The following is a 23,177-nucleotide window of genomic DNA, read 5'->3' as shown; positions in this document are numbered from 1 at the left end:
CCGCTTTTTTTGTATAAGTAAATCTCTTTCGATATGCGATAGTTGGTAACCAAGCATCCATAATATATCACATCAAAAGGATTCAACGCACACATTGTTGAAAGACTAAATCGTGTAATCATATAATTAAAACCATACTACTGCCTGCCTGTTATTTAGTAATATATTAATAGGTACTACCATGAAACGCAGCAATATTGTATTACAAACTATAGGATTAGGAGCCGTTGCCGGCATGCGTGCCACCATGGCGCCTGCAGTTGCCAGTCACTATCTAAGCAATCACCCTAATCCGGCTTTATCACGCTCGGTACTACGTTTTATACAATTACCTGTTACTGCACTTGTCACCAAGCTGTTATCTATAGCGGAAGTTACCGGGGATAAAATCCCCAACGGGCCGAATCGGATCGAATTACCGCAAGTTTTAGCACGTGTGGCATCGGGTGCGTTTGTTGGCGCCACCATATTCAAAGCCAACCGGAAAAGTATTTTAGAGGGTATGGTATTGGGTGGAGTATCTGCTCTTGCTGCAACATACGCTACGTTTTATGCACGTAAGTATGCCGATAGGTTACCTTTTATAAAAGAGCCATTTAGCGGAATTGTAGAGGATGCAGTGGCATTGGGCACAGGCATCAGCATCTTAAAAGCTTAATTTAGCTTTAAGCGTTTTGGCTTGCGCTGGTCTGATGGGAGTTGCTGATACTTTTTGTAACAATCATTTAAATAGCTGGTAAGATCAAAACTTTTAGCAGAAAAAATGCTGACATCTGGAGTGTACATCTCTAAAAAATCTTCCATCTCCTGTCCCTTTAGCGGTATATATTTACCGATGATCTGCGGGGTGAACACCTGAGTGATACGATCCATTAATGCATACATATGCTCCCGACTCTCGGCCTTTGCCTTTTTGTGTTCATCTTTTTTCCAATACCATAAGCGGATGATGACGCCCCCCGTCGCGCGTCCTTTCTTATCCCTAACCATCAATACGGATTGGCCGTGATACAACGGATCGTAGTAAGTATTTAGTTTAGGAGCAACTGTTGCTACTACGTTCACCTGAGCCAGATCATTCGTTTGCGGAACCATAAAAATTTCCTGATCAGCCATGCTCGTCACCAAAACCGTATCATTTTTGTAGGCAAACCCTTTTAATAAAAGCAGATCGCCGGTTTTAGCCGACAACGTAAATTTGCCATCGTTATTGGTAAGAATGGATTGTGAGTTGCTTAAATTCTCCACCCTGATGCCTGCCAATCCGATGCGCGTTTTGTTTTCGAAAACGCGCCCCTTTAGTCTACCTTGGCCAACAGCTGTAAAGGCAGCAAAAAAAATGACTAAAAATAAGCTACTGCGAAGCATGTTCTAAAGCTATAAAAAAGGTAGTTTTAAACATTAATGCTTACTTTTATTTAACCAAAATTAACATTTAACCCCCGGCCCACGTACAACAATATAGTTCAGCGTTAGGCTATGAAATTAATTTAACTTACAAGATTGTTTTTTTCAGGCGTAGACGGTAAATAAATTTTTATAATTACCTTTGTTTCACTAATTAATACACACTAACCAATTGAAACCACAGTTAGCAACTACTGCAGCTTCATTGCCAACAAATGCGCAAACTAAGCAGGATCTGTTTAACAGGTTCGGCGCAATGCTGCTGGGTTACATTTCTGAAGTTGTTAAGAGTAGTGCAGAAGCCGAGCGGTACCTGGTTGATGTTTTTAACCAGCTGCAAACTTCTGATGTGCATGATATCACCTCCCCCGGTGTTAATACTTTCTTATACCTGCAGGCTATGGCCCGCAAAAAACTGGCCTCATTTATATCGTCCGTGGAGAAGTGCCCGGATGAGAAACTAATCGTTAAAGGAAACCGTTTTGTTAACATGATGGCAACTGATCAGCAACGTGTTTTTTGCGGCGTACATTATCACGGAAAATCAACGGCGAATATTGCTGCCGAGATGAATACATCTGAGGCGGCGGTAAGGAAATTATTACGGGAAGCATTTATAACAATCAGGAATAACAGGTAATGATACAACAACAGTACATAGATAGCGGGATTTTAGAAGCTTATGTAATGGGTTCAGCTTCTGATGAGGAGGTGAAAGAACTGATGTACATGAAAGCCACCTATCCTGAAGTGAAATTTGCACTACAGCAATTAGAGGTTGATATGGAGCACATTGCGCAACATATGGCCATTTCCCCACCTGCCCGCACATGGAATAAGATATCTGAATCCATCGACGAATTGATGGTTAGGCCTAAGGACAACCCGGAACAGTACCAAACCGACAGGGAAGACCGTAACTTCAAAAACTTTAATGGCCGCACAGATAACGGCCCTCAATATATAGAGGTGGAATCGGAATCCAGCCACATGAAGATCCATAAATCGTGGAAATGGGTTTTTGCCGCAGTATTTGTTTTAGGTAAGATATTTTTAGGTTGTGCTATTTATTTTTACCTTGAAAACAGGCAGGCACAGCTTAAGATCAACGAACTAAATACAGAGTTGCGACAGATCAAAAAATAGATCTTGTTTCTTTCTAATGCTTATTATTAATTTTAGGTAAACTTTTTGTATTGCCAAAAGTTTATAATTAATAAACATAAGTATTATGGCAGCCGACTCAAAGAACACCCAACAACCTACACCCGGTTCAAAATCTTACACCGGCCTTAATAAAGATCTGAACACCGAAATGCCTCTGAGTGAAAAGGACGAGGTAAAAAAAGCCGAAGACCGTATTGCCAAATCAACCAAAAAACCTGCTAAGTAATTAATTAAGCGCTAACGTCACTACCGATTTCGGAGGGATAACCGCTACTAGCTTGTCACCTTCTTTTTTTGCATTTGTGAAGCTGCTTAAATGCAATTTGTCAGGGTGTTGAAACGTGTTTATGTCTGTGATCGATGCTGATGTTAATATCTGCCCCCTCACCACGTTCCACTTTACATCTTTCAATATTGTGCTTACTGTAACAGCCTTGTTTATATCCAGGTTTACCAGCGAGATATGGACTTTGCCGCTCGCATCTACTGATGCTGATGCGTTAACAGCAGGAATGCTTTTTCCACCTACTTCGTAATCCGGCGTTTTAAGTTTCATCTCTAAATACTTGGCATCCTGATGCACCTTGTACATATCAAAGATGTGATAGGTTGGTGTGAGCACCATTTTTTCTTTATCCGTTAATATCAGGGCCTGTAAAACATTAACTGTTTGAGCGAGTCCGGCCATCTTAACCCTGTCACTATGGTTGTTAAAGATGTTTAATGTAGATGCGGCGATCAATGCATCACGAAGACTGTTTTGCTGATACAAAAAGCCGGGGTTAGTTCCCGGTTCCGGATCCGTCCATACTCCCCATTCATCAACCACTAAGGCAACCTTTTTCTTTGGATCGTACTTGTCCATCATACCCGAATGTTTGGTTACCAACTCCTCCATTTTAAGGCAGCTTACCATAGTGTTAAAGTACTCCTCCTCGGTAAATGCCGTAGCAGATCCCTTTTTACCCCAGTTGCCAGTAGGGATAGTGTAGTAATGTAACGACAAGCCCCACATCATTTGTAGCGGGATTTTTTTCATGCATACTTCCGTCCAGTTGTAATCTTCGGCATTGGCGCCGCTGGCTACTTTTTTAAGTGGCGTACCCGGGTAGTCCTTAGCAAAAGATGCATAACGCTTAAACTGATCGGTGTAATATTCAGGCGTCATATTTCCACCACAGCCCCAGCTCTCGTTACCTACTCCCCAAAATGTAACTTGGTACGGCGCAGGGTGTCCGTTTTGTTTGCGCATTTGCACAACCGAACTGCTGCTGTTTGAATTTAGGTATTCTACCCATTTAGACATTTCTTCTACGGTGCCGCTGCCAACATTGCCTGCTATATACGGTTCACAACCTAACAGATCACATAATGCTAAAAATTCATGGGTACCAAAGCTGTTATCTTCGGTGATTCCGCCCCAGTTAGTATTTACCATCCGCGGGCGTTGCGTCCTTGGCCCTATTCCGTCGCGCCAGTGATATTCGTCGGCAAAACAACCGCCGGGCCAGCGCAAATTTGGTATCTTAATTTTTTTAAGGGCATCCACAACATCCAGCCGTATTCTGTCTTGTTTCGCTACAGGCAGGCTTTTATCAACCCAAAAGCCATCATAAATTCCCCGGCCCAGGTGCTCGGCAAACTGTCCGTAAATATGTTTGCTAATGGTTACGTTAGCCGATGGCGTTAAAGTGAGGCTGGCCTCATTTTGCGCAAACGTATTAAAGTTAATAGCAAGCAACAGTAGTGTAAGGTATTTTTTCATTCGGAATACTAAATGTAACATCTACATTATCAATTTAAGCAGATATTTTGATCCGATTAAATTAATATTTTTCCGGGGAGGTTTAGCGGTTTACCAATACATTTTTACCGCTTAAGGCTGCAGCAACGCTGTCAATCAGGTTTTGCTCAGTGAATGGTTTTAGTACCACACCATTCATACCTACAGCTAAATATTTCTCCCGGTCTTCCTTTAAAACGTTAGCTGTGAGTGCAAGTATAGGTACATTAACATGCCTGTCATTATCTATTGCCCTTAGCATTTGGGTAAATTCAATACCACCTATTTCGGGCATTTCAATGTCGGTAAGTATAATGTCGTAGTAGTTATCTTCAAATAGCTTCAGGGCTTCACGGCCAGTATAAGCTACATCGAAGTTAATTTTCCATTTTTTAAGGATGGTGCTCACTAACAACACATTCAACTTGTTATCTTCCGCTACCAAAACATGTTTGCCCGCCAGCTCTATACGCGGGTCAGCTAATCGATTCACTTCCGGTTTGCACTCCAATTTTTTGGCGCGCTCCATTGGCAGTTTAAAACTAAATATCGACCCGCGGCCTACTTTGCTGGCAACCTTTATACTGCCGCCCTGCAGTTCAACTATCTTTTTGCAGATGGTTAATCCTAAACCGGTGCCACTGTAATTAACCGCTTTTTGCGCCGATGCCACTTGCGAAAATTCTTCAAATATTAACGGCAGGTGCTCTTTATCTATACCCAGTCCGGTATCCTTAACCTGCACGTTAAGTATTCCAATATTATCCGGGCCATTGGTTACAAACGCGCTGATGGTAACGCTGCCCACATTGGTAAATTTAATGGCATTGCCTGTAAGGTTCATGATCACTTGCTTCAGGCGGAAATAATCGCCTTTAAAGCATTCGTCCCTATCCAGGTTAATATCGGTCAACAGCTTTATGTTCTTTTTCGCAGCTTGCACCTGCATACTGGTTGCTATCTCATCAATAGCTTCATACGGACTAAACGGCTCCTGCTCAAAACTCATTTTGCCGGTCTCATACTTAGAAAAGTCCAGTATTTCGTTCACCACATCCAGAAGCATTTTTGACGAACTGCGGATGGCATTGGTTTGTTCTATCTGTGTTTCGTTAAGATCACTTTGCGTAAGCTGCTCAGCAAAACCAATTATTGAATTAAGCGGTGTGCGTATCTCATGGCTCATGCTAGCCATAAAGCGGCTTTTTGACAAAGCATAGTTCTCGGCCATCTCCGTATAAACTACCAGCTCTTCTTCATTACGAAAGATCTTCCAGATGTTATAAAATATTACGATCACAACAGACGTAAGCATCAGAAACATAATGCCCGACAATTTCTTGAACTCGTAAAGCACCGTCGCTAAATTGCTGTTGATCTCGTTTTTACTACCTGCAATGTATTGCTGCTCGGCAACTTTATATTTTTTTAAACTACCGATGATTTGGTTGATAAGGCGGTTGTTTATTTCCAGCATTTCACGCTCGTTTTTGCGCAGTTTGCTAGTTGCATCGTAAATTTTACTGTAATATTTATTGTAAACCTGGGCAACCTTTGGGGTAGCGGCCATTGTAGTGATAACATTATCAGTAGTCTTTTGAACCAGTACCGGATTTGAGATGGCTGCCCTCTGCTCCTTTTTCTTGCTGCTAAACGCTGAGAACAACCTGCCGAAAAACTTTTTCTTTTTTTGTTGCTCTTCAACTTTAGCAACGGCTTTAATGGTATCTACATGTACCTGTGTTTTGATGCGCTTTATAACCGGCTGCTTGATAACCTTATTATTTGGATCTGTTAAAGCGCCGTTGAGTTTCCCTGCCGACCGCATTAAACTATCTGTCAAGCTCATCAGTTTAATGTAATTGTCGGTTTTCAGGGTTTTCTGGCTTACCAGATCACCAAGTGTGGTATCCTCATCCGCAACACCTGCTTTATTTCTGTTATTCGTGTTAATGGTTTCAATGATCTTGTAGACGTTCTTAAGCTGCTGCGAAAATTTTTTAGCGTATTGCTTGTTTGCCGTCAACGCATACATCCGGCTGCTGTTATCAGCACTGTAAAGTTCAACTATACAGCTATCTATCAGTGACGAATTTTCGCGCGCACTAATCATCTTTTGAAAATTACTGCGGATCTGCTCGGCCCTGTTGTAATGAAGATAAAGATAGAATGCACTGCCAAAAAGTACAACTATAAGCGATACGATAAGGCCATAACGTAAAATTGGGATCTTTTTAACTCCGGATACCATGCAAATAAGGTAAGTTAGCTACGGATATTCCCTGAGAAATATTTTGCGTTGCTCTGCTTTGTTTTATCAGCAATAATTACAATGCAAATGCCAAAAGTGCAGTTATTCGTTAAAGGAGTGGCTTTTTGAATTGTCAGTGCGCAGCAAAAGCTGTCGATACCGCTTCGGATTTAGTCTTAATATTTTTCTTGCCGATTACCAACATTACAAGCGCTAAAAATGATGACACTACCATAATAGCGGCCATTGGTACTGCAGTTTTACCGGGGAATAAACTTACACCTACAGATACTGCCGAGCCAATGCTCATTTGAAATGCGCCCAGCAAAGCCGATGCTACTCCCGCATTTTTATCAAAAGGTGCCAATGATAGTGCAGACGTGTTTGGCGATATGATGCCTACACAAGCTAACACGCCGAATATCATTACAAGAGTGCCGGCCAGGCCTAAAAGGTTTTGCCATGCACCCAGTAAAAACAAAACCGAAATAATTAGCATTGCCGGTATAGTAACGTTTACTATCTGCTCGCTTTTGTAAGTTTTTACCAGCCTGCTGTTCACCTGGCTTGCCCCGATAAAACCAACCGACAGTCCGGCGAAAATCCATCCGTAGGCCTTACTACTTACTTTAAACACATCCATGAATACCAGCGGGGATGCTGATACGTAAGCAAACAGGCATGAAAACCCAATACCGCCACACACCGCATATGTATAAAACTGCGGATCAACGATTACCTTTTTAAAGCTGTCAAGTATCGGAGCAGGTTTTAAGGAAATACTGCTATCGGGCTTGTAGTCATCGTTGAGGCCAAATACTACTGCCAGCATAATTAATATGGCCATAACGGTAAGCACTATAAATATAGCATGCCAGCCAAAATAATCGGTAATGTAACCGCCCGCAGTTGGCGCTATCATAGGTGATGCACCTAACACCAGGATAAGCAGTGCAAATACTTTTGCATTATCCTTTGGCGGGAAGATATCACGTACCATAGCCATTGCCGCAACGCTGGCAGCGCAGCTGCCCACAGCCTGTATAAAACGCAGGCCAATAAGCTGCTCAATGCTGGCCGAAAAATAGCATCCCATCGAAGCGACAATGTATACTGCCAAGCCAAAATACAACGGTTTTTTACGCCCATATTTATCAAGAAGAGGACCATAAAGTAATTGCCCGGCAGATATTCCTATAAAAAAAGTAGATAGCGACAAGGCAACCTTTTCGGTTGTAGTGTGCAATGAACGTGCTATTTCCGGAAACCCCGGCAAGTACATATCTATTGAAAAAGGCGCCAGCGCCGTAAGTGATCCCAGTATCAGAATGATGATAAAATAGCGCTGCTTAGTCATAAATTGCTGCAAAGAAAATAGTTTTTGCCGAGCTTATTTCCAGTATGATGTAAAATGACATTTTAATTTATTAAGAAATGCTTTTAACAGCTAAGCACTTTCGCTATAATGTTATTACTTTAGATGCACCGGCCGCCGGTACCAATTCATTTCTAAACCCTGGAAGTTAAAAACAATGCTGGTTATCCTATTCTGTATTGTACTGCTCATCTTACTGGTAAGTTGGGCTAAAGTAAACCCGTTTGTAGCATTTCTTATGGTATCAATTACCGCAGGGTTGTGCCTGGGTATACCGCTTGGCAAAATCAGCGGCTCGATACAAAAAGGCCTGGGTGATACGCTGGGATCACTGGCCGTGATTATCTGCCTTGGCGCCATGCTGGGCAAATTGGTAGCCAGCAGCGGTGCCGCGCAAAAAATAGCCGGGGTGCTGGTAAACGCTTTCGGCGTAAAATATATTCAGCTGGCTTTGGTTGCAGCAGCTTTTGTTATCGGCATACCTTTGTTTTACGGTATTGGTTTCGTGCTCATGGTTCCGCTTATATTTTCGGTAGTTTATAAATATAAGCTACCTGCGGTTTATATCGGACTGCCGATGCTTTCGGCGCTTTCTGTTACGCATGGCTTTTTGCCACCGCACCCTGCACCATCAGCATTGGTGGTCATATTTCACGCCAACATGGGTTTAACCCTTTTATACGGCTTATTGATCGCTATCCCGGCCGTAATTCTGGCCGGTCCGGTGTTTGCCCAGTTCTTAAAAAAGATCCCATCACAACCGTTAGATACCTTCCGTGCGGCAGATATGCCGGACGCACAGCTGCCTGGCGCAGCCAATAGTTTTTTTACCGCCCTTTTACCCGTACTACTTTTGGGTGTTACTGCCGTTTTTCCGTTTATCGGCAATACTAAAGATCGCCTTCATGAGATTGTAGCCTTCTTAGGAGACCCGTCTATCGTAATGCTGCTAGCGCTTATAATCGGCACCTACACGTTAGGCATTAAGCAGGGCAAAACCATGGGTCATCTGGCTAATATTTACGGAGATGCCATAAAGGATATATCATTGATCCTGCTGATCATCGGCGGATCTGGAGCGTTTAAGCAAGTACTTACAGATAGCGGTATAAGCACACAAATTGCCGCCAGCTTACAATCATTCAACCTGCAGCCCTTGTTTTTAGGCTGGCTTATAGCCGCTATTATCAGGGTAAGCCTGGGCTCGGCTACTGTAGCAGGATTAACTGCTGCAGGCATTGTATCGGCCATGCTGGTTAAAGACCCCAGCATTAACCCCAACCTGATGGTGCTTTCGATAGGGGCGGGCAGTTTGGCATTTTCGCACGTTAACGACTCTGGGTTTTGGATGTACAAAGAATATTTCAACCTTACTATTAAAGATACAATTTTGTCGTGGAGTTTAATGGAAACCATTGTCGCCTTGGTAGGACTTTTTGGTGTGCTGTTACTAAATGTATTCGTCTAAAATTATTGTATGAAAAAGTTACTAATTTGTTTTTTAGTTTGCCTCTCACTGCTGCCGGCTGCATCTGTTAGTGCACAGGAAATAGCGCAGGGGAAATACTATACATCGTTAGATGGTACTAGAATTTATTATGAAGTTAAGGGCAGCGGCTACCCGATAGTATTGATACATGGGTTTACCGGCACCAGCCAGGGTTGGAAACGAGGTAAGCTTTACAGCAATCTAATTGCCCAGGGATACCAGGTGATCATTCTGGATCAGCGGGGAAACGGCCTGTCGGATAAGCCACATACTGACGCCGCCTACGCCAATGATGCCGAGGCTAAAGATATTATGGGGTTGGTAAGCAGCATGGGCATAAAGGTGTACCACGCGGTTGGCTACTCGCGCGGTTCTATTATCACATCCCGGTTAATGGTGTTAGATAAAAGGGTTAAAAAAGCGGTTATGGGCGGAATGGGTGCCGACTACACCAACCCTGAATGGCCAAGAAGGATCCATGCCTACAAGGCCCTGATGGGGGATACCACACAGCATGATGTAGACGATATGATGGTGTGGATAAATAAAAACCCGTTTGATAAACTGGCATTAGCCTATCAGCAAAAACACCAACCCAGCACCAGCCGGCAGCAACTGGCCAAGGTAAAGATGCCGGTGCTGTTAATAGATGGTAGTGAAGACACCACCAACGGCGACGTCGCCCAATTACAAAAATTAATACCTAACGCTGTAATGAAAACCGTACCCGGCGACCATAACAATGCAGGGAATAGTGTACAGTTTTCTGAAGCTGTAATTGCTTTTCTTAAATAAGTGGTTAAACCTTATGGGTTTTAGCTACTCTATATATCATATATATTTTACGGCTTGCTATTTGTTATAGCGAGTTATATTTAGATACAATCACAATATTATGAAAAAGCTAATCATATTCGGTAGCCTTGCGCTGACGTTAACCACGTCATTTAATTTTAATGCTCAGGCCCAGGAAAAAAAAGGAATAAGTAAACAAGGTAAAGGTGCAATTATTGGCGGTGCCGGCGGTGCCGTTGTTGGTGGTTTAATAGGCAAAAACGTTGGTGGTGCCCTTATTGGCGGTGCTATTGGTGCCGGCGGTGGTTACGTAATTGGTAACGAAGCCCGCAAGCGTGAAGAGAAAAAGAAACGTGCTGCGTACTTACAGCGCCGTGCTGCGTGGAAAAGAGCGCATCCCGGAAGAGCTTATCCATACTAACCAGTAGTTGATATACAAAAAAGGCCATGATTATTGATCATGGCCTTTTTTGTTCCCCATTAATCTTGATCAGGCATTTTGGGTAAGGTAAAATAAAATGTAGATCCATTTGCCTCCTTGCTTTCTAGCCCTATAGTGCCGTTATGCAGTTCAATAATCTCTGCTGATAGGTACAGCCCTATTCCAAAGCCCGAGAAGCCCTTGGTACTTTCATCCTCCACCCTGTAAAAGCGCTGAAATATAAATTGCTGGTCAGCTGGTTTTATACCAATGCCTTTATCCCTGACCTCTATCCTAACTTCGTTTTGGCCGTCTTTAACTGCTACTGCAACGACAGTGCCTTTAGGCGAATACTTGACCGCGTTGTTAATGAAATTACTGATTACCTGCCCTATCTTTTCCCTGTCAGCATTAATATTAACTGGTATCAAATTATCGAAAGTTATTTCATGCCCCTGGGATATTGGGCGGCTTTCGCTCACCACTTCGTCTATCAGAATGGTAACGTCAAATGTTGACTTACTTAACTTTAACTTTCCCGATTCCAGCTTGGCCAAATCCAAAAAACCATAAATAAGGTTGGTCATTTTGTTTACCTGACTTTCAGATTTTTCGAGCGCGTTGATAAAAAAGCTGTCACCGCTGGCCTTTGCTTTGGCTAACAACAATTGCACATAAGCTTTAATGGATGTAAGCGGCGTTTTCAACTCATGACTTGCCATGGCTATGAAATCATTCTTGCGCAACTCGTTTTGTTTGCTCTCCGTGATATCTACAATCGCGCCTATTAACCTGACAGGTTCATTCGTATCATTAAACAACACCTTACCTTTAGCACGTATCCACCTTAATTTTTTATCTTCAACACCAACCGTGCGATAATGGGCATCATAATCGCCGTTGGTAAGCCGTTTGTTGCAAGCCCGGTTGAACGCCTTGTCGATAATGATCTTATCAGCCGGATGCACCGCTGTTTCAAAAATCAAATTGTAATCGATAAGTGCGGCATCGAATACGCCAAACAACTCCCGGTGCCGTGCGTTCCAAACCGAATGCCTGCTGATTAGATCCATGTCAAACGTACCTAATTCGGCCGCATTGGTGGCAAGCCTGAAGCTCTCCTCGCTCTTTTTAAGTGCATCCAGTATGTGCCGTTGCTCGGTGATATCGGTAAGGGTGCCTAACATGCGTACAGGTTGCCTATTATCGTCATAAATCACCTTGCCTGTAGTGCGGATCCAGTGCAGAGTGCCGTCCGGCCAAATGATCCTCGCTTCATAAAAATAAACTCCGCTGGTAAGCGCTTTATCAAAAGCTTTTATAACAATATGCAAATCGGCAGGGTAAACAATATCCCGCAGTTCGGTATGCCGTAAGCGCGTTTTGCCGGTACGTCCAAAAATTTCGGCCAGGCGGGGCGAGTGGATGATGTTGCCCGCCTGCAAATCCAAATCCCAGGTGCCCAGGCCGGTAGCCTCTGTAGCAAGGCGCAGGCGCTCTTCGGCGTCTTCCATTTGGCGGCGCGCGATTACCTGGCCCGTAACTTCCGTTGCAACCACCATCACCCCACTGATTGGGCCGGTTGGTTCTGTTATAGGTTGATAAACAAAATTAAAGTAACAACGCTCGCCTATGCCATTGCGTATAAGCAGTACTTTAGATTCGTAACCGTAATAAGGCTGCCCGGTTTGATAAACGTTGTTCAGCAGATCAACAAATGATTGTCCTTTAAGCTCCGGCAGGCCCTCTATAAGCGGCTTGCCAATAATAGCTGCTGTTTTGCCCCACACATCAAGTATTATGCTGTTGGCGGATTCAATAACTAAAGCCGGACCGCGCAGCATACTAATAGCCACGGGGGCTTGCGCCATCAGATTATGAAAGCTTTGGTTAGTAAGCCCGGGCGCTGCATTAGGGTTTTGCATCAACAGTTTTATAACAGTAATGATACAAATTACCCCTCAAACATTTAATTTATAATATAATATTTTTATATTAATTTTGTCTTGTCAAAAGTCCCCACAGGAGCAAGCCCAACCTTACGTATATATTAATGTTGTTTAGATTATTTGCGTACGTTAATACCTTTTTCGGCTTATATAAGTTTATTTAATATCTTTTATGGTAAAACGTATTTTAGTACTGGACGATAACCAGGATATTCTTGCGGTTGTGCACGAAACCCTCACATATGAAAATTTTGAGGTACGCAGCACAGGCGAGAGTGATGAAGTAATGCCCCTGGTTGAAACGTTTAATCCCGATCTGGTTATTTTAGATTTTAGGGTTGCAGGTACCAACGGCGGCGAGCTGTGCCGTAAGATCAAATCGCACCCGCAATACAGCAATGTCCCGGTAATAATTTTTTCGGCATACATCAATCACGAATCGGATATCCTTGCTTACGGCTGCGATGCCATTATTAACAAGCCATTTGATTTGACAGAATTAGTTGAGAAGGTGAATAATCTGATCAGTTAGAAAATCTAAAGGATAATAATATCGAATAACATTTAAATATTAAAAGAGCCGATGCTATTAGCGTCGGCTCTTTTGCCTGGTAAAATTTATACTTTCGACACAGATCTAATTAAAAAATAAAAAAGCCGGTACAATGCACCGGCTTTTTATTTAATATCTGTTAACAGATTATTTCACTTCTTCGAAGTCAACATCAGTCACGTTATCAGCACCACCTTGCTCGGCACCGGCAGCCTGACTTGCATCAGCGCCTGGTTGTCCGCCTTCGGCAGATGCTTTGTACATATCTTCTGATGCAGCTGTCCATGCAGCGTTAAGTTCTTCCTGTGCTGTATCAATAGCAGCAAGATCTTTAGACGCATAAGCAGTTTTCAGTTTTTCCAACCCTGATTCGATAGCGCCTTTTTTATCAGCAGGTATCTTACCACCATACTCTTTCAACTGTTTTTCGGTTGAGAAGATCAAGGCATCAGCACTGTTCAGTTTTTCAACTTCTTCTTTTGCTTTTTTATCTGCATCAGCGTTAGCTTCTGCTTCGTCTTTCATTTTCTTTATCTCGGCATCAGTTAAGCCAGATGAAGCTTCGATACGGATCTTTTGCTCTTTACCTGTAGCTTTGTCCTTTGCAGATACATGTAATATACCGTTAGCATCAATATCAAAGGTAACCTCCACTTGAGGAACACCACGAGGTGCCGGTGGTATACCATCCAGGTGGAAACGGCCGATGGTGCGGTTGGCAGATGCCATTGGGCGCTCACCCTGTAATATATGGATCTCTACAGATGGCTGGCTGTCAGACGCAGTTGAGAATGTTTCAGATTTTTTGGTAGGGATAGTTGTATTCGATTCGATCAGTTTGGTCATTACACCACCCATAGTTTCGATACCCAATGATAATGGGGTCACATCTAACAACAACACATCTTTAACCTCTCCGGTTAATACACCACCCTGGATAGCAGCACCAATAGCTACAACTTCATCCGGGTTAACACCTTTTGACGGCGCTTTACCAAAGAACTTCTGAACTGCATCCTGGATAGCCGGGATACGGGTACTACCACCTACTAAAATGATCTCATCGATATCTGAAGTGCTGTAACCTGCATTTTTCAAAGCAGTTTTACAAGGCTCAATAGTACGTTTGATCAGGCTATCTGCCAATTGCTCAAATTTTGCACGGGTTAAGGTTTTAACCAAGTGTTTAGGGCCTTCGGCACCGGCAGTAATGTATGGCAGGTTAATTTCTGTTTGAGTTGAGCTTGATAATTCGATCTTAGCTTTCTCTGCAGATTCTTTTAAGCGTTGCAACGCCATAGGGTCTTTACGCAGGTCTACACCTTCGTCACTTTTAAACTCATCTGCCATCCAGTCAATAATCACCTGGTCAAAATCATCGCCACCTAAGTGTGTATCACCATCGGTAGATTTTACTTCGAACACGCCATCACCCAACTCCAGCACAGATACGTCATGCGTACCACCACCACAGTCAAACACAGCAATTTTCATATCCTTGTGTGCTTTATCCAAGCCATAGGCAAGGGCAGCAGCAGTAGGCTCGTTAATAATACGGCGAACTTTTAAACCGGCAATTTCACCGGCTTCTTTAGTTGCCTGGCGCTGCGCGTCGTTAAAGTATGCAGGGACAGTAATAACCGCTTCTGTAACTTCCGTACCTAAAAAGTCTTCGGCAGTTTTCTTCATTTTTTGAAGGATCATTGCAGAGATCTCTTGCGGAGTGTATTTACGGTCGCCAATTTCAACGCGGGGGGTGTTGTTGTCACCTTTAACCACATTGTAAGGTACACGCTCAGTTTCTTTAGTAACCTCGTTAAACTGGTTACCCATAAAGCGCTTGATTGAATAAATAGTTTTAGTAGGGTTTGTGATAGACTGACGTTTTGCAGGATCACCTACTTTACGCTCGCCATCGTTAACAAAAGCTACTACAGATGGCGTAGTACGTTTTCCTTCGCTGTTAGCAATAACTACAGGCTCATTACCTTCCATTACTGCAACACAGGAATTCGTTGTTCCTAAGTCAATTCCAATTATTTTAGACATATTATTGATTGATTTTATTATTAATATATTGCTTACCCCACCTATTTAACAAGGGTTGTGCCAATATACATTTGGCAGAAAAATAAGCGAACTCGTGGCAGTAACCGACCAAACCGTCAGTGCAGGTTACACTGTGATGACAGGTTGGCAGAATAATTTTCTTAAGAAATAAAAGTTGATACTTAGTGTCGCGTCAGTATAAATTAAGCAAATGTTCACTTAGGCTTAGGGGTTTAACTTATTTCTCCCCTTTTGCAGAGCCTTCTCATATTTGTCAAGGCTAGTGTTTAGCGGCTGTCCCTTCAAGTGAATGCTTTCACAAAAAATTTGACAGGCACCAGGGTTTAAGCTTTTAGAACATTGCAATTTACAATCGCTTAAGGAATTGCGCGGCATTACTTCATACGCGTTGGTTATAATTGCGACAAGAACTATAACGGTTGTTAATGCGCCGGTAAAAAAGCCAATCGGAAACTTATTGCTAACCGGCCTATCCCGCTCAACTTTTTCGATGATTGCGGGTGGACTAAACGGGAAAACAAACCGGAGTTTATCATAGTTCCAGCAAAGTAAAAACAGGTTGGCCAGTACCATAAGTGGCGAGGAAATAAGCGAACCCTCGAACCGTACGGAAAACGAAAGGATGCAAATGTTTAAAATGATTGGGAAATATAGTAATGCGCCTAAAACAACCGTCCGGGGTATCAGCAACAAAACAGCAGCCGTCATCTGCGCAATACCTATAAACGTATAATAATAGCCGGTATGAAACAATGCCTCGAGATAATGGCCCATCGGCTGATTGTTAGGTAGCGAAGTGAAGCGCTCGCCGGCTATCTTCACATAGCCGGACGGCAGAAAACCGGCTGCCAAAGCGACCCTGGTAAATACCGAGAAGTAACGCATCCAACGGTTGAATTTCAGGTCGATATACAAGCAGGCAATTTTATTGGAAATAGTCATGTGATAAAGTATTTCGTCAATTAATTCCACAAAGTACCAACAAGCCCTAATATAATGCCTAACCAAAGACTTATAAGGTATACAACCAGACTTAAAGTAATTACGCCGACTTTAATCCAACCGGTTGGGTTTGCTATCCAATTTAAAACATAGTAAACAGCGCCGCCGGCTGCACCTGCCAAAGGTGTGATGATTAACGGCCTTATCATCCAAAACTTACCCCACCCCGGGTTAGGATTTACCGGTAAAATAAATACGGTTATAACTGCCAAGGCAATGCCCGCCCCTATTAGCATAGTTTTGATAAGCAATGCAGGTTGAAGTGTTTTAGATACGTTTTCTGAAAGTGTCATAAATTAATTTCTAAATTACTGATTAAATAGTACTTTGAATTGCAAAGTAAATTATCCAAAAAAATGTCAGATTGAGTTGCTCCGACATCTAAATATATAAAAGTACTTTGTGTTGCAAAGTTGGCTAATTTATTTTAGTATACAAAATATTTTATGTCTTTTATGAGAAAATTGGATTGTTTCTTTACGAGAGGTTTATTATGAAACAGAACAGATATTTAAACCGGCTCTATCCAGTTACCGTCTCCCTTGATAATGCCAATCAATTCGTCGAGTGCGTTGGCGGAGTTGATATTTTTCTTGACAGCCTCTTTGCCGCGGTAAAGGGTAACTTTATCGGTACCCGAGCCAACGTACCCGTAGTCGGCATCGGCCATTTCGCCGGGGCCGTTTACAATACAGCCCATTATGCCAATTTTCAAACCTTTGAGGTGACTGGTACGGCTGCGGATCATTTGGGTGGTCTCCATCAGATCGAACAATGTACGGCCACAGCTTGGGCAGCTGATATATTCTGTTTTTGATATGCGCGAGCGGGTTGCCTGTAAGATGCCGAAAGCGGTAGAGGTAATTACACCCGCAGCAACCTGTTGTGCATCTATCCATATCCCGTCGCCAAAGCCATCAACCAATAAAGCGCCCAAATCAGTAGCGGCTTCAAGTTGTAGTTTTTGAGTATTGATTGCTGAATTTTGAATTGCTCCTTCTTCATTTACAACATCAAAGTCATAACTCCTCTTAACTATCACCGGAACATCCAATTCCATCTCCTGCAATTTCAGGAAAAATATACGCTGATCGGCCATGCCATGTAACTCGTTAGTTTCTAATACAAACACTAACGATCTATCTAACGGAAGGTTGCCAAATGCTTCTGTGTCCAGATCGGCACGCGTGATCCTGACCAGATTCAGCGCCGATGTTCTGTTATCTGCTTCAATGTACTCCCGCAAGGTGAACAGCGGGTGGCAAAGGGTTTTAACTTTAAGTGTTTTCCAGGTGGCGTAATTATATAATTGCTTAAGATTGCCGGGCAGATCAAAAGACGGCAGGCAATCGCCAAGATAAACGAAATCTACCGACTGATCGGCCATGTTATATTTGTCCAGTATAGGCGAATACAAATATCCTGCATTTCCTAAAACTGCAGGGTCTTTCAAATTCGCGCGTGATAGGTCGATCACTACGCGTGGTACCATATGCCCGCCTATGAATGCATTGGCCTCGTAAGTTTCGCGCTTTTTGTATTCGTAAGGGGTATGGGTTGAAGGTTGAAAGTTAAACGTTGAAGGCTGCACTTCTGAGTTTTTACTCTCAACTTTTAACTTTTCACTCCTGTCCATATATCTTTTAACCAGAGAAATAGCTACCGGTGCTTCAGCTTCGGGCTCTTCGGTTAACGATACACGGACCGTATCTCCCAGGCCATCTTCCAGCAGCGTGCCTATGCCCACGGCAGATTTGATACGGCCATCCTCGCCGTCGCCGGCTTCTGTAACACCCAGGTGTAGCGGATAATTCATGCCTTCGGCAACCATTGTTTGCACCAAAAGGCGGTAAGCCTGCACCATTACCTGCGGGTTGCTGCTCTTCATACTTACAACAAGGCTGTAATAGCCTAATGTTTCGCACATACGGATAAATTCCATTGCACTTTCTACCATTCCTTGCGGGGTATCACCGTAGCGGCTCATGATGCGGTCGCTCAGCGAACCATGGTTGGTACCGATGCGCATTGCCGTACCGTATTCTTTACAAATTTTTACCAGCGGGGTAAATTTCTGAAAGATACGTTCCAGTTCGGCGCGGTACTCCAGGTCGGTATATTCTAAGATGTCAAATTTCTTTTTGTCGGCGTAGTTACCAGGATTTACCCGCACCTTTTCTACAATGCGTGCCGCCACTTCGGCAGCATTTGGCGTAAAATGAATATCTGCCACTAAAGGTACATTGTACCCGCGCTGGCGTAACTGTTTTTTGATTTCGGCCAGGTTATTGGCCTCTTTAATACTGGGAGCGGTTATGCGCACGTATTCGCAACCTGCTTCAACCATCCTGATGGTTTGCTCTACGGTACCGATAGTATCCATAGTATCGGTAGTAGTCATGCTTTGGATGCGAATGGGGTTTTGGCCGCCCATCGGGATATCGCCAATGTTTACTTCGCGGGTAACAAAACGCGAATATTCTGTTAACGAATTACAGTAACGGCCCGGCAGCATTTTAACAGCATCAGCATTCATGCAGGTGAGATTAATAAGTTACAAAAATACGAAAGATGTTTGAAGGATGGAATTTGTTTATGTTAGCGCCCGGTAAACTATTATATTAGTGCTTATGCGGAAAAGAGCTATTGTATTTGCAATAATTGTGGCACTTGCTTCATGCAAAGGCAAGCCAACCGCTCCGCTCTCAGTACAAAAATCTGCCACCGATTCAACACAACTATTGATCGCAAAACTAAAGCCTATTTTACAAGGTGTTTGGGTAAAACAGGATTATATTCAAAAAGTAATTGCCTCCAAATCGCCGCTTGCGGGGTTAGATAAAGTAATTGGCATTACAACTATACAGTTCAATATTGACAATATTGAAGCCGACAGCCTGCAGGCTAAAGTTAGTTATGACAACCAGCAAGCCGGCGGTGTAGAGTTGATATTCAGGCCCGGAAAACACACTCCTGCGATGCCTTTTGGCGAAAATGAATTAAGCTATTCCATCAACGGCGGCGACACTTCGCTCATCTTGCATCAATTCTATCAAAATAACTGGGTATTGACACCTTATGTACGGGCCTTAAAAAATTGGAACGGCCGCGAATTGCAGGAAGGCATTATCTATCTTATCAATAAAAATATCTTTGCAGGCACCTACCAGTTAACCGATGACACTGGGAAAACCTGTATCGTAAAATTAAGTATCGACGGCCGGATAAGCGGAATGCCAAATTTTTCGACATACCTTGCCGAGAACACCTTCGACAGTAAATTAAAAAACAATCTCGATCAAATCACTTTTGATATTTTCAGTTCCAATGAGAAAACTTACGCATTTAACTTCGAGGGTAACACATTGAACCTCTATGAAACTAAAACTGCCGGCAATTCAACACAACTGCTGCAAGGCAAACTTAAATACAAGTTAGTTAAGCTTAACGACCAATAATTTATCTATCTAAATATTTTTTAACGGCAATCAAATCCTCATTCCCAAATTCCTGCTCCGCATCACTAAACGTTTTTAAAGCAGCTTCGCCCAATGGAGTAGAAAGACCGATATCTTTAGACAATCGCAGATCTTTAGCAATATTTTTTAGTGAGAATGCTGGCTGGTAATTATCATTAAGGATAGCATCTCCCTTAATCTTCATGAACGGACTGGCTAACGCGCCGTTGTTGAGCAATTCCATCAATACCGTTGGTTCGATATCGTTTTGCTTTGCAAGTACCACCGCTTCAGCCAATCCTTGGGTATGAATGCTAAGCAAGGTATTAATAGCAAGCTTAGCCACGTTACCTGCACCAACCTCACCAATATGATTAGCCATTTTGCCCATTTTGGTTAATATAGGTTTTACCTGCTCAAAGGCAGCCGCATCGCCGCCTGCCATAATCACTAATTGTGCTGTCTCGGCTTGTTTAACACTGCCGGATACCGGTGCATCCAGGTATTGATTGCCCTGCTTGGCGCACAAACCGGCAATCTCCCTGCTTATTGCCGGTGATACCGTACTCATGTTCACGATCAGTTTCCCGTTTACACCTGCACTTAATAAACCGTCATTGCCGCTAAATACCTCGCGAATGGCTTTATCATCTGTAACCATGATGATTACCACATCCGTTTCAGCAAAAAGCGCTGCAGGTGTTGTCGCGGTGTCGGCACCCAGCTCTTTTAGCGATGCTTCTTTATCCTTACTGCGATTAAAAACAGTTAGCGGATAACCTGCCTTAATCAGTTGCTGCGACATCGGGATGCCCATTGTGCCCAGCCCTATCCATCCAATTTTTTGTAAGCTCATGCTCTGTAAACAAATAAAAAGCGCTATTGCTTTCGGCAACAGCGCTTTTTAAATTTTTGTTGTTAAGTACAACTTATACCGCGTCGGACAATGAGCTGAAAGTAAAGTCGCGAATCTTCATAGGTGGAATCAGGTAGCTGCGGTAGCTTTCAATGCTGATGCTGCGTTCCTGTTTTCCCAGGGCTTCGAGGTTATTCAGCATGATAACCGGGCTCTCGTTAAACCTAAAGTTTTTGATCGGGAACTTGATCTTGCCATTTTCGATGTAATACGTACCGTCGCGCGTAAGGCCGGTTAGTAATAAAGATTGTGGGTCTACCATGCGGATGTACCATAACCTCGATACCAGGATGCCTTTTTCGGTACCTTTGATCAGGTCTTCTAACGATTGCGTGCCGCCTTCCATGATAATGTTGCTGCCATTAGGCACCGGTGCCACACCTTTCTTTTGCGCCCAATAGCGTGAGTAAGCTAAGTTTTTAACCACACCCTTGTCTATCCACATTGTTTTTTCGCGTGGCAAACCGTCGCCGCCCCAGGTAGAGCCCGGCAGATCTGCGTCAAACGGATCAGAATAGATGGTTACTTTAGGATCAACTAATTGCTCGCCCAATCGGGTGCCACCACCTTTTTTACTTAAAAAGCTACGGCCCTCTTCTGCGCTGCGCGCATCAAAACGGAACATATTTTCCAGCATGTAGGTTGCTGCAACAGGCTCTAAAATTACGGTGTATTTACCCGGTTCTATTGCCCTTGCCCCTACTGAGCTGTTGGCCTTCATGGCGGCAACCCTGGTAGCTGATGCCGTATCCAGTTTGCTTACGTCGGTAAAACCACGGGCCGCGTAGCCCGATGCGGTACCTCCTTCGTTACGGGTAGTAATGGTAAAAGTAACATCACTGCTTTTATTATAGGCAAACAACCCCTTTGAATTCATTACCGAATTGAAGCCGCTCGAGTTTTCCAGGAAACCCGCCGCCTGCAGCTTGGCTTCTTTGGTTATCGCTATGCTTTTGCCCACCATTTCTGCGCGGCTCTCCGGAGTCATTGCAGCGGTATTGGCATTAAATGTTTTAGATTCTTTAAATTCCGACTGGCCCAGCATTGGCATATACTCTGGGTTGGCCGGTGCAAGTTGTGCCAATTCTTCCGACCGGCGCACAACGCGTTCTAAAGCAGCATCGTCAAACTCATTGATAGTTGCCGTACCGGATTTTTTGCCATAAACAGATGTTACCGCCAAACCTACGTTGCTGATATCGCCCGCGGTTGATACGGCGTTGAGCGCATAGCGCACATTACCACCCTCACTGCCGCTTAAGTTTACCTCGCACTCGTCGGCTTTTGAATAGCTAAGCACTTTCTTTAATAAAGCCTGTGCCTGTTCTTTTGTATATATCGCCATAGTTATCCGATCTTTCTTTTTGTGTTGATTACATTAACCCCGTTAAACCTTGTTGTTGACGACCCGTGCGATACCGCGCTGCTTTGGCTAGGCTGGCCCTTACCATCGTTGAATGATCCACCCAAACGGTAATCCTTTTCGTCGCAAACTGCCGTGCACGAATTCCAGAACTCCTGCGTATTTGCCTGATAAGCAACATCGTTAAGCATCCCGGCAATTTTACCGTTTTTGATCTCGTAAAATAGCTGACCACCAAACTGGAAGTTATAGCGCTGCTGATCTATCGAGAAGGAGCCGTTACCGATGATGTAGATACCTTTTTCTACATTTTTGATCATGTCATCAACACTTAAAGGTGTTTTGCCCGGCTGTAACGATACGTTAGGCATGCGTTGAAACTGCACATCCTGCCAATTTTGCGCGTAGCAGCAACCCTGCGATTCTTTCAATCCGATGATATGCGCCTGGTCGCGGATGGCCTGGTAATTAACCAGTACACCATCTTTAATGATATCCCATTTCTTAGTACCTACGCCTTCATCGTCATAGCCTACCGCACCTAATGAACCTACCTGGGTTTTATCGCCCACTACATTCACCTTATCGCTGCCGAACTTAAAGTTGCCCGATTTCCATTTATCTAAAGTAAGGAAACTGGTTCCCGCGTAATTGGCTTCGTAACCTAATACCCGGTCAAGTTCTGTTGGGTGACCAACCGATTCGTGGATGGTTAACCAAAGGTGGCTTGGATCAAGCACCAGGTCGTATTTCCCGGGATCAACAGATTTTGCGGTTAATTTTTCGCCAGCCTGTTTGGTAGCGAACTTCATATCTTCTAAAATATCGTAACGGTTCTTATAGCGTGGCGTTACACCCTGCACAGTTTCGGCTGCTGAAGGGATCAGGTACTCATAACCCATACCAACCGGCGAGCTTAAGGAATTGCGGGTTTCGAAAGCGCCCTTGGTAGGATCTATCTTGGTAACCGTAAACGTTGGATATAAGCGGTGCACATCCTGGTCGATGTAGGAGCCATCTGTTGAGGCGAAGTACTTTTGCTCATTTACGGCAAACAACATCGAGTTAACAAAATTAGCTCCGCCCGCCATAGCCGCACCATTGGCAGTAAGCAGCAGGTCGACCTTTTCTTTGATCGGAACCTCGAAAGCATTCTTTTCGATAGGCGTTTTCCAGCT

General features: G+C 43.5%; 21 protein-coding genes. 9 read left to right on the top strand and 12 right to left on the bottom strand.

Translation table 11 applies throughout. The features are described 5' to 3' along the window. Positions 1–181: 181 nt before the first annotated feature. A complete protein-coding gene (locus tag ACE5CV_RS06660; protein ID WP_374949390.1) occupies positions 182–658 on the top strand; it encodes a DUF4126 family protein in 477 nt (158 codons plus the stop codon). Here the strand turns inward: ACE5CV_RS06660 and ACE5CV_RS06655 are convergent. Further along, positions 655–1,368: a hypothetical protein gene (locus ACE5CV_RS06655; RefSeq protein WP_374949389.1), complete on the bottom strand. Its 714-nt coding sequence runs from the start codon at positions 1,366–1,368 to the stop codon at positions 655–657. The two genes, ACE5CV_RS06660 and ACE5CV_RS06655, sit on opposite strands and share 4 nt — an antisense overlap. Positions 1,369–1,579: 211 nt before the next feature. Between ACE5CV_RS06655 and ACE5CV_RS06650 the strand changes: the two genes are divergently transcribed. From ACE5CV_RS06650 to ACE5CV_RS06640, 3 genes are all read left to right on the top strand, one after another. Beyond that, positions 1,580–2,047 (top strand): RNA polymerase sigma factor, encoded by a 468-nt coding sequence (locus tag ACE5CV_RS06650; protein WP_374949388.1) that lies wholly within the window; start codon positions 1,580–1,582, stop codon positions 2,045–2,047. Beyond that, positions 2,047–2,553, top strand: a complete 507-nt coding sequence (locus ACE5CV_RS06645; protein ID WP_374949387.1) for a hypothetical protein — start codon at positions 2,047–2,049, stop codon at positions 2,551–2,553. Before ACE5CV_RS06650 ends, ACE5CV_RS06645 begins: the two co-directional genes overlap by 1 nt. 85 nt (positions 2,554–2,638) lie before the next feature. Further along, positions 2,639–2,800 carry a hypothetical protein gene (locus tag ACE5CV_RS06640; protein ID WP_374949386.1) on the top strand — a complete coding sequence of 54 codons (162 nt, stop codon included), beginning with the start codon at positions 2,639–2,641 and terminating at the stop codon, positions 2,798–2,800. Here the strand turns inward: ACE5CV_RS06640 and ACE5CV_RS06635 are convergent, their stop codons facing one another. The 3 genes from ACE5CV_RS06635 to ACE5CV_RS06625 form a co-directional block, all read right to left on the bottom strand. Further along, positions 2,801–4,339, bottom strand: a complete 1,539-nt coding sequence (locus tag ACE5CV_RS06635; protein WP_374949385.1) for an alpha-N-arabinofuranosidase — start codon at positions 4,337–4,339, stop codon at positions 2,801–2,803. Between the two features lie 82 nt (positions 4,340–4,421). After that, complete coding sequence (locus tag ACE5CV_RS06630; RefSeq protein WP_374949384.1) at positions 4,422–6,608, bottom strand: ATP-binding protein; 2,187 nt, start codon at positions 6,606–6,608, stop codon at positions 4,422–4,424. A gap of 133 nt (positions 6,609–6,741) precedes the next feature. Next, positions 6,742–7,965 carry a multidrug effflux MFS transporter gene (locus ACE5CV_RS06625; protein ID WP_374949383.1) on the bottom strand — a complete coding sequence of 408 codons (1,224 nt, stop codon included), beginning with the start codon at positions 7,963–7,965 and terminating at the stop codon, positions 6,742–6,744. Positions 7,966–8,140: 175 nt separating this feature from the next. On the opposite strand from ACE5CV_RS06625, the gene ACE5CV_RS06620 reads away from it, so the two are divergent. The 3 genes from ACE5CV_RS06620 to ACE5CV_RS06610 all read left to right on the top strand — a co-directional run bounded on the left by ACE5CV_RS06620 (position 8,141) and on the right by ACE5CV_RS06610 (position 10,688). Then, positions 8,141–9,451, top strand: a complete 1,311-nt coding sequence (locus ACE5CV_RS06620) for a gluconate:H+ symporter (protein ID WP_374949382.1) — start codon at positions 8,141–8,143, stop codon at positions 9,449–9,451. Between the two features lie 9 nt (positions 9,452–9,460). Beyond that, complete coding sequence (locus tag ACE5CV_RS06615; protein WP_374949381.1) at positions 9,461–10,267, top strand: alpha/beta fold hydrolase; 807 nt, start codon at positions 9,461–9,463, stop codon at positions 10,265–10,267. Positions 10,268–10,367: 100 nt separating this feature from the next. Next, positions 10,368–10,688, top strand: coding sequence for a glycine zipper domain-containing protein (locus ACE5CV_RS06610; RefSeq protein WP_374949380.1), 321 nt, complete (start codon positions 10,368–10,370; stop codon positions 10,686–10,688). Positions 10,689–10,747: 59 nt separating this feature from the next. On the opposite strand, the gene ACE5CV_RS06605 is transcribed toward ACE5CV_RS06610, so the two are convergent. Then, positions 10,748–12,613, bottom strand: a complete 1,866-nt coding sequence (locus ACE5CV_RS06605) for an ATP-binding protein (RefSeq protein WP_374949379.1) — start codon at positions 12,611–12,613, stop codon at positions 10,748–10,750. Positions 12,614–12,809: 196 nt separating this feature from the next. Between ACE5CV_RS06605 and ACE5CV_RS06600 the strand changes: the two genes are divergently transcribed. Continuing rightward, complete coding sequence (locus ACE5CV_RS06600) at positions 12,810–13,169, top strand: response regulator transcription factor (protein WP_374949378.1); 360 nt, start codon at positions 12,810–12,812, stop codon at positions 13,167–13,169. Positions 13,170–13,337: 168 nt separating this feature from the next. Here ACE5CV_RS06600 and dnaK read toward each other — a convergent pair whose 3' ends face one another. From dnaK to ispG, 4 genes are all read right to left on the bottom strand, one after another. Then, positions 13,338–15,239 carry a molecular chaperone DnaK gene (gene dnaK, locus ACE5CV_RS06595; protein WP_374949377.1) on the bottom strand — a complete coding sequence of 634 codons (1,902 nt, stop codon included), beginning with the start codon at positions 15,237–15,239 and terminating at the stop codon, positions 13,338–13,340. 225 nt (positions 15,240–15,464) lie between these two features. Further along, positions 15,465–16,202 carry a DoxX family protein gene (locus ACE5CV_RS06590; protein ID WP_374949376.1) on the bottom strand — a complete coding sequence of 246 codons (738 nt, stop codon included), beginning with the start codon at positions 16,200–16,202 and terminating at the stop codon, positions 15,465–15,467. A gap of 20 nt (positions 16,203–16,222) precedes the next feature. After that, the gene (locus ACE5CV_RS06585) at positions 16,223–16,555 is read right to left on the bottom strand and encodes a hypothetical protein (protein WP_374949375.1); all 333 of its coding nucleotides are present in this window, start codon (positions 16,553–16,555) and stop codon (positions 16,223–16,225) included. Between the two features lie 218 nt (positions 16,556–16,773). After that, positions 16,774–18,798: a (E)-4-hydroxy-3-methylbut-2-enyl-diphosphate synthase gene (gene ispG / locus ACE5CV_RS06580; RefSeq protein ID WP_374949374.1), complete on the bottom strand. Its 2,025-nt coding sequence runs from the start codon at positions 18,796–18,798 to the stop codon at positions 16,774–16,776. A gap of 94 nt (positions 18,799–18,892) precedes the next feature. On the opposite strand from ispG, the gene ACE5CV_RS06575 reads away from it, so the two are divergent. Continuing rightward, positions 18,893–19,720 carry a hypothetical protein gene (locus ACE5CV_RS06575; RefSeq protein WP_374949373.1) on the top strand — a complete coding sequence of 276 codons (828 nt, stop codon included), beginning with the start codon at positions 18,893–18,895 and terminating at the stop codon, positions 19,718–19,720. A gap of 1 nt (position 19,721) precedes the next feature. Here the strand turns inward: ACE5CV_RS06575 and ACE5CV_RS06570 are convergent, their stop codons facing one another. The 3 genes from ACE5CV_RS06570 to ACE5CV_RS06560 all read right to left on the bottom strand — a co-directional run. Then, the gene (locus ACE5CV_RS06570; protein ID WP_374949372.1) at positions 19,722–20,576 is read right to left on the bottom strand and encodes an NAD(P)-dependent oxidoreductase; all 855 of its coding nucleotides are present in this window, start codon (positions 20,574–20,576) and stop codon (positions 19,722–19,724) included. 73 nt (positions 20,577–20,649) lie between these two features. After that, complete coding sequence (locus ACE5CV_RS06565; RefSeq protein WP_374949371.1) at positions 20,650–21,981, bottom strand: TldD/PmbA family protein; 1,332 nt, start codon at positions 21,979–21,981, stop codon at positions 20,650–20,652. Positions 21,982–21,983: 2 nt separating this feature from the next. Beyond that, a partial coding sequence (locus tag ACE5CV_RS06560) for a TldD/PmbA family protein (RefSeq protein ID WP_374949370.1) occupies positions 21,984–23,177 on the bottom strand: 1,194 nt, incomplete at its 5' end.

The sequence above is a fragment of the Mucilaginibacter sp. genome, assembly GCF_964263795.1.
Taxonomy (GTDB): domain Bacteria; phylum Bacteroidota; class Bacteroidia; order Sphingobacteriales; family Sphingobacteriaceae; genus Mucilaginibacter.
Note: the sequence above shows the minus strand (reverse complement) of the source record. Positions and strands in the feature narration are given on the sequence as shown.

What these genes read in the sequence shown, in the direction of transcription:
- dnaK (WP_374949377.1), bottom strand. Translation starts at nt 15,239, where the DNA reads ATGTCTAAAATAATTGGAATTGACTTAGGAACAACGAATTCCTGTGTT.
- ACE5CV_RS06655 (WP_374949389.1), bottom strand. Translation starts at nt 1,368, where the DNA reads ATGCTTCGCAGTAGCTTATTTTTAGTCATTTTTTTTGCTGCCTTTACA.
- ACE5CV_RS06590 (WP_374949376.1), bottom strand. Translation starts at nt 16,202, where the DNA reads ATGACTATTTCCAATAAAATTGCCTGCTTGTATATCGACCTGAAATTC.
- ACE5CV_RS06660 (WP_374949390.1), top strand. Translation starts at nt 182, where the DNA reads ATGAAACGCAGCAATATTGTATTACAAACTATAGGATTAGGAGCCGTT.
- ACE5CV_RS06585 (WP_374949375.1), bottom strand. Translation starts at nt 16,555, where the DNA reads ATGACACTTTCAGAAAACGTATCTAAAACACTTCAACCTGCATTGCTT.
- ACE5CV_RS06635 (WP_374949385.1), bottom strand. Translation starts at nt 4,339, where the DNA reads ATGAAAAAATACCTTACACTACTGTTGCTTGCTATTAACTTTAATACG.
- ACE5CV_RS06565 (WP_374949371.1), bottom strand. Translation starts at nt 21,981, where the DNA reads ATGGCGATATATACAAAAGAACAGGCACAGGCTTTATTAAAGAAAGTG.
- ACE5CV_RS06570 (WP_374949372.1), bottom strand. Translation starts at nt 20,576, where the DNA reads ATGAGCTTACAAAAAATTGGATGGATAGGGCTGGGCACAATGGGCATC.
- ACE5CV_RS06610 (WP_374949380.1), top strand. Translation starts at nt 10,368, where the DNA reads ATGAAAAAGCTAATCATATTCGGTAGCCTTGCGCTGACGTTAACCACG.
- ACE5CV_RS06625 (WP_374949383.1), bottom strand. Translation starts at nt 7,965, where the DNA reads ATGACTAAGCAGCGCTATTTTATCATCATTCTGATACTGGGATCACTT.
- ACE5CV_RS06600 (WP_374949378.1), top strand. Translation starts at nt 12,810, where the DNA reads ATGGTAAAACGTATTTTAGTACTGGACGATAACCAGGATATTCTTGCG.
- ACE5CV_RS06620 (WP_374949382.1), top strand. Translation starts at nt 8,141, where the DNA reads ATGCTGGTTATCCTATTCTGTATTGTACTGCTCATCTTACTGGTAAGT.
- ACE5CV_RS06640 (WP_374949386.1), top strand. Translation starts at nt 2,639, where the DNA reads ATGGCAGCCGACTCAAAGAACACCCAACAACCTACACCCGGTTCAAAA.
- ispG (WP_374949374.1), bottom strand. Translation starts at nt 18,798, where the DNA reads ATGAATGCTGATGCTGTTAAAATGCTGCCGGGCCGTTACTGTAATTCG.
- ACE5CV_RS06615 (WP_374949381.1), top strand. Translation starts at nt 9,461, where the DNA reads ATGAAAAAGTTACTAATTTGTTTTTTAGTTTGCCTCTCACTGCTGCCG.
- ACE5CV_RS06605 (WP_374949379.1), bottom strand. Translation starts at nt 12,613, where the DNA reads ATGCAAAACCCTAATGCAGCGCCCGGGCTTACTAACCAAAGCTTTCAT.
- ACE5CV_RS06575 (WP_374949373.1), top strand. Translation starts at nt 18,893, where the DNA reads ATGCGGAAAAGAGCTATTGTATTTGCAATAATTGTGGCACTTGCTTCA.
- ACE5CV_RS06645 (WP_374949387.1), top strand. Translation starts at nt 2,047, where the DNA reads ATGATACAACAACAGTACATAGATAGCGGGATTTTAGAAGCTTATGTA.
- ACE5CV_RS06630 (WP_374949384.1), bottom strand. Translation starts at nt 6,608, where the DNA reads ATGGTATCCGGAGTTAAAAAGATCCCAATTTTACGTTATGGCCTTATC.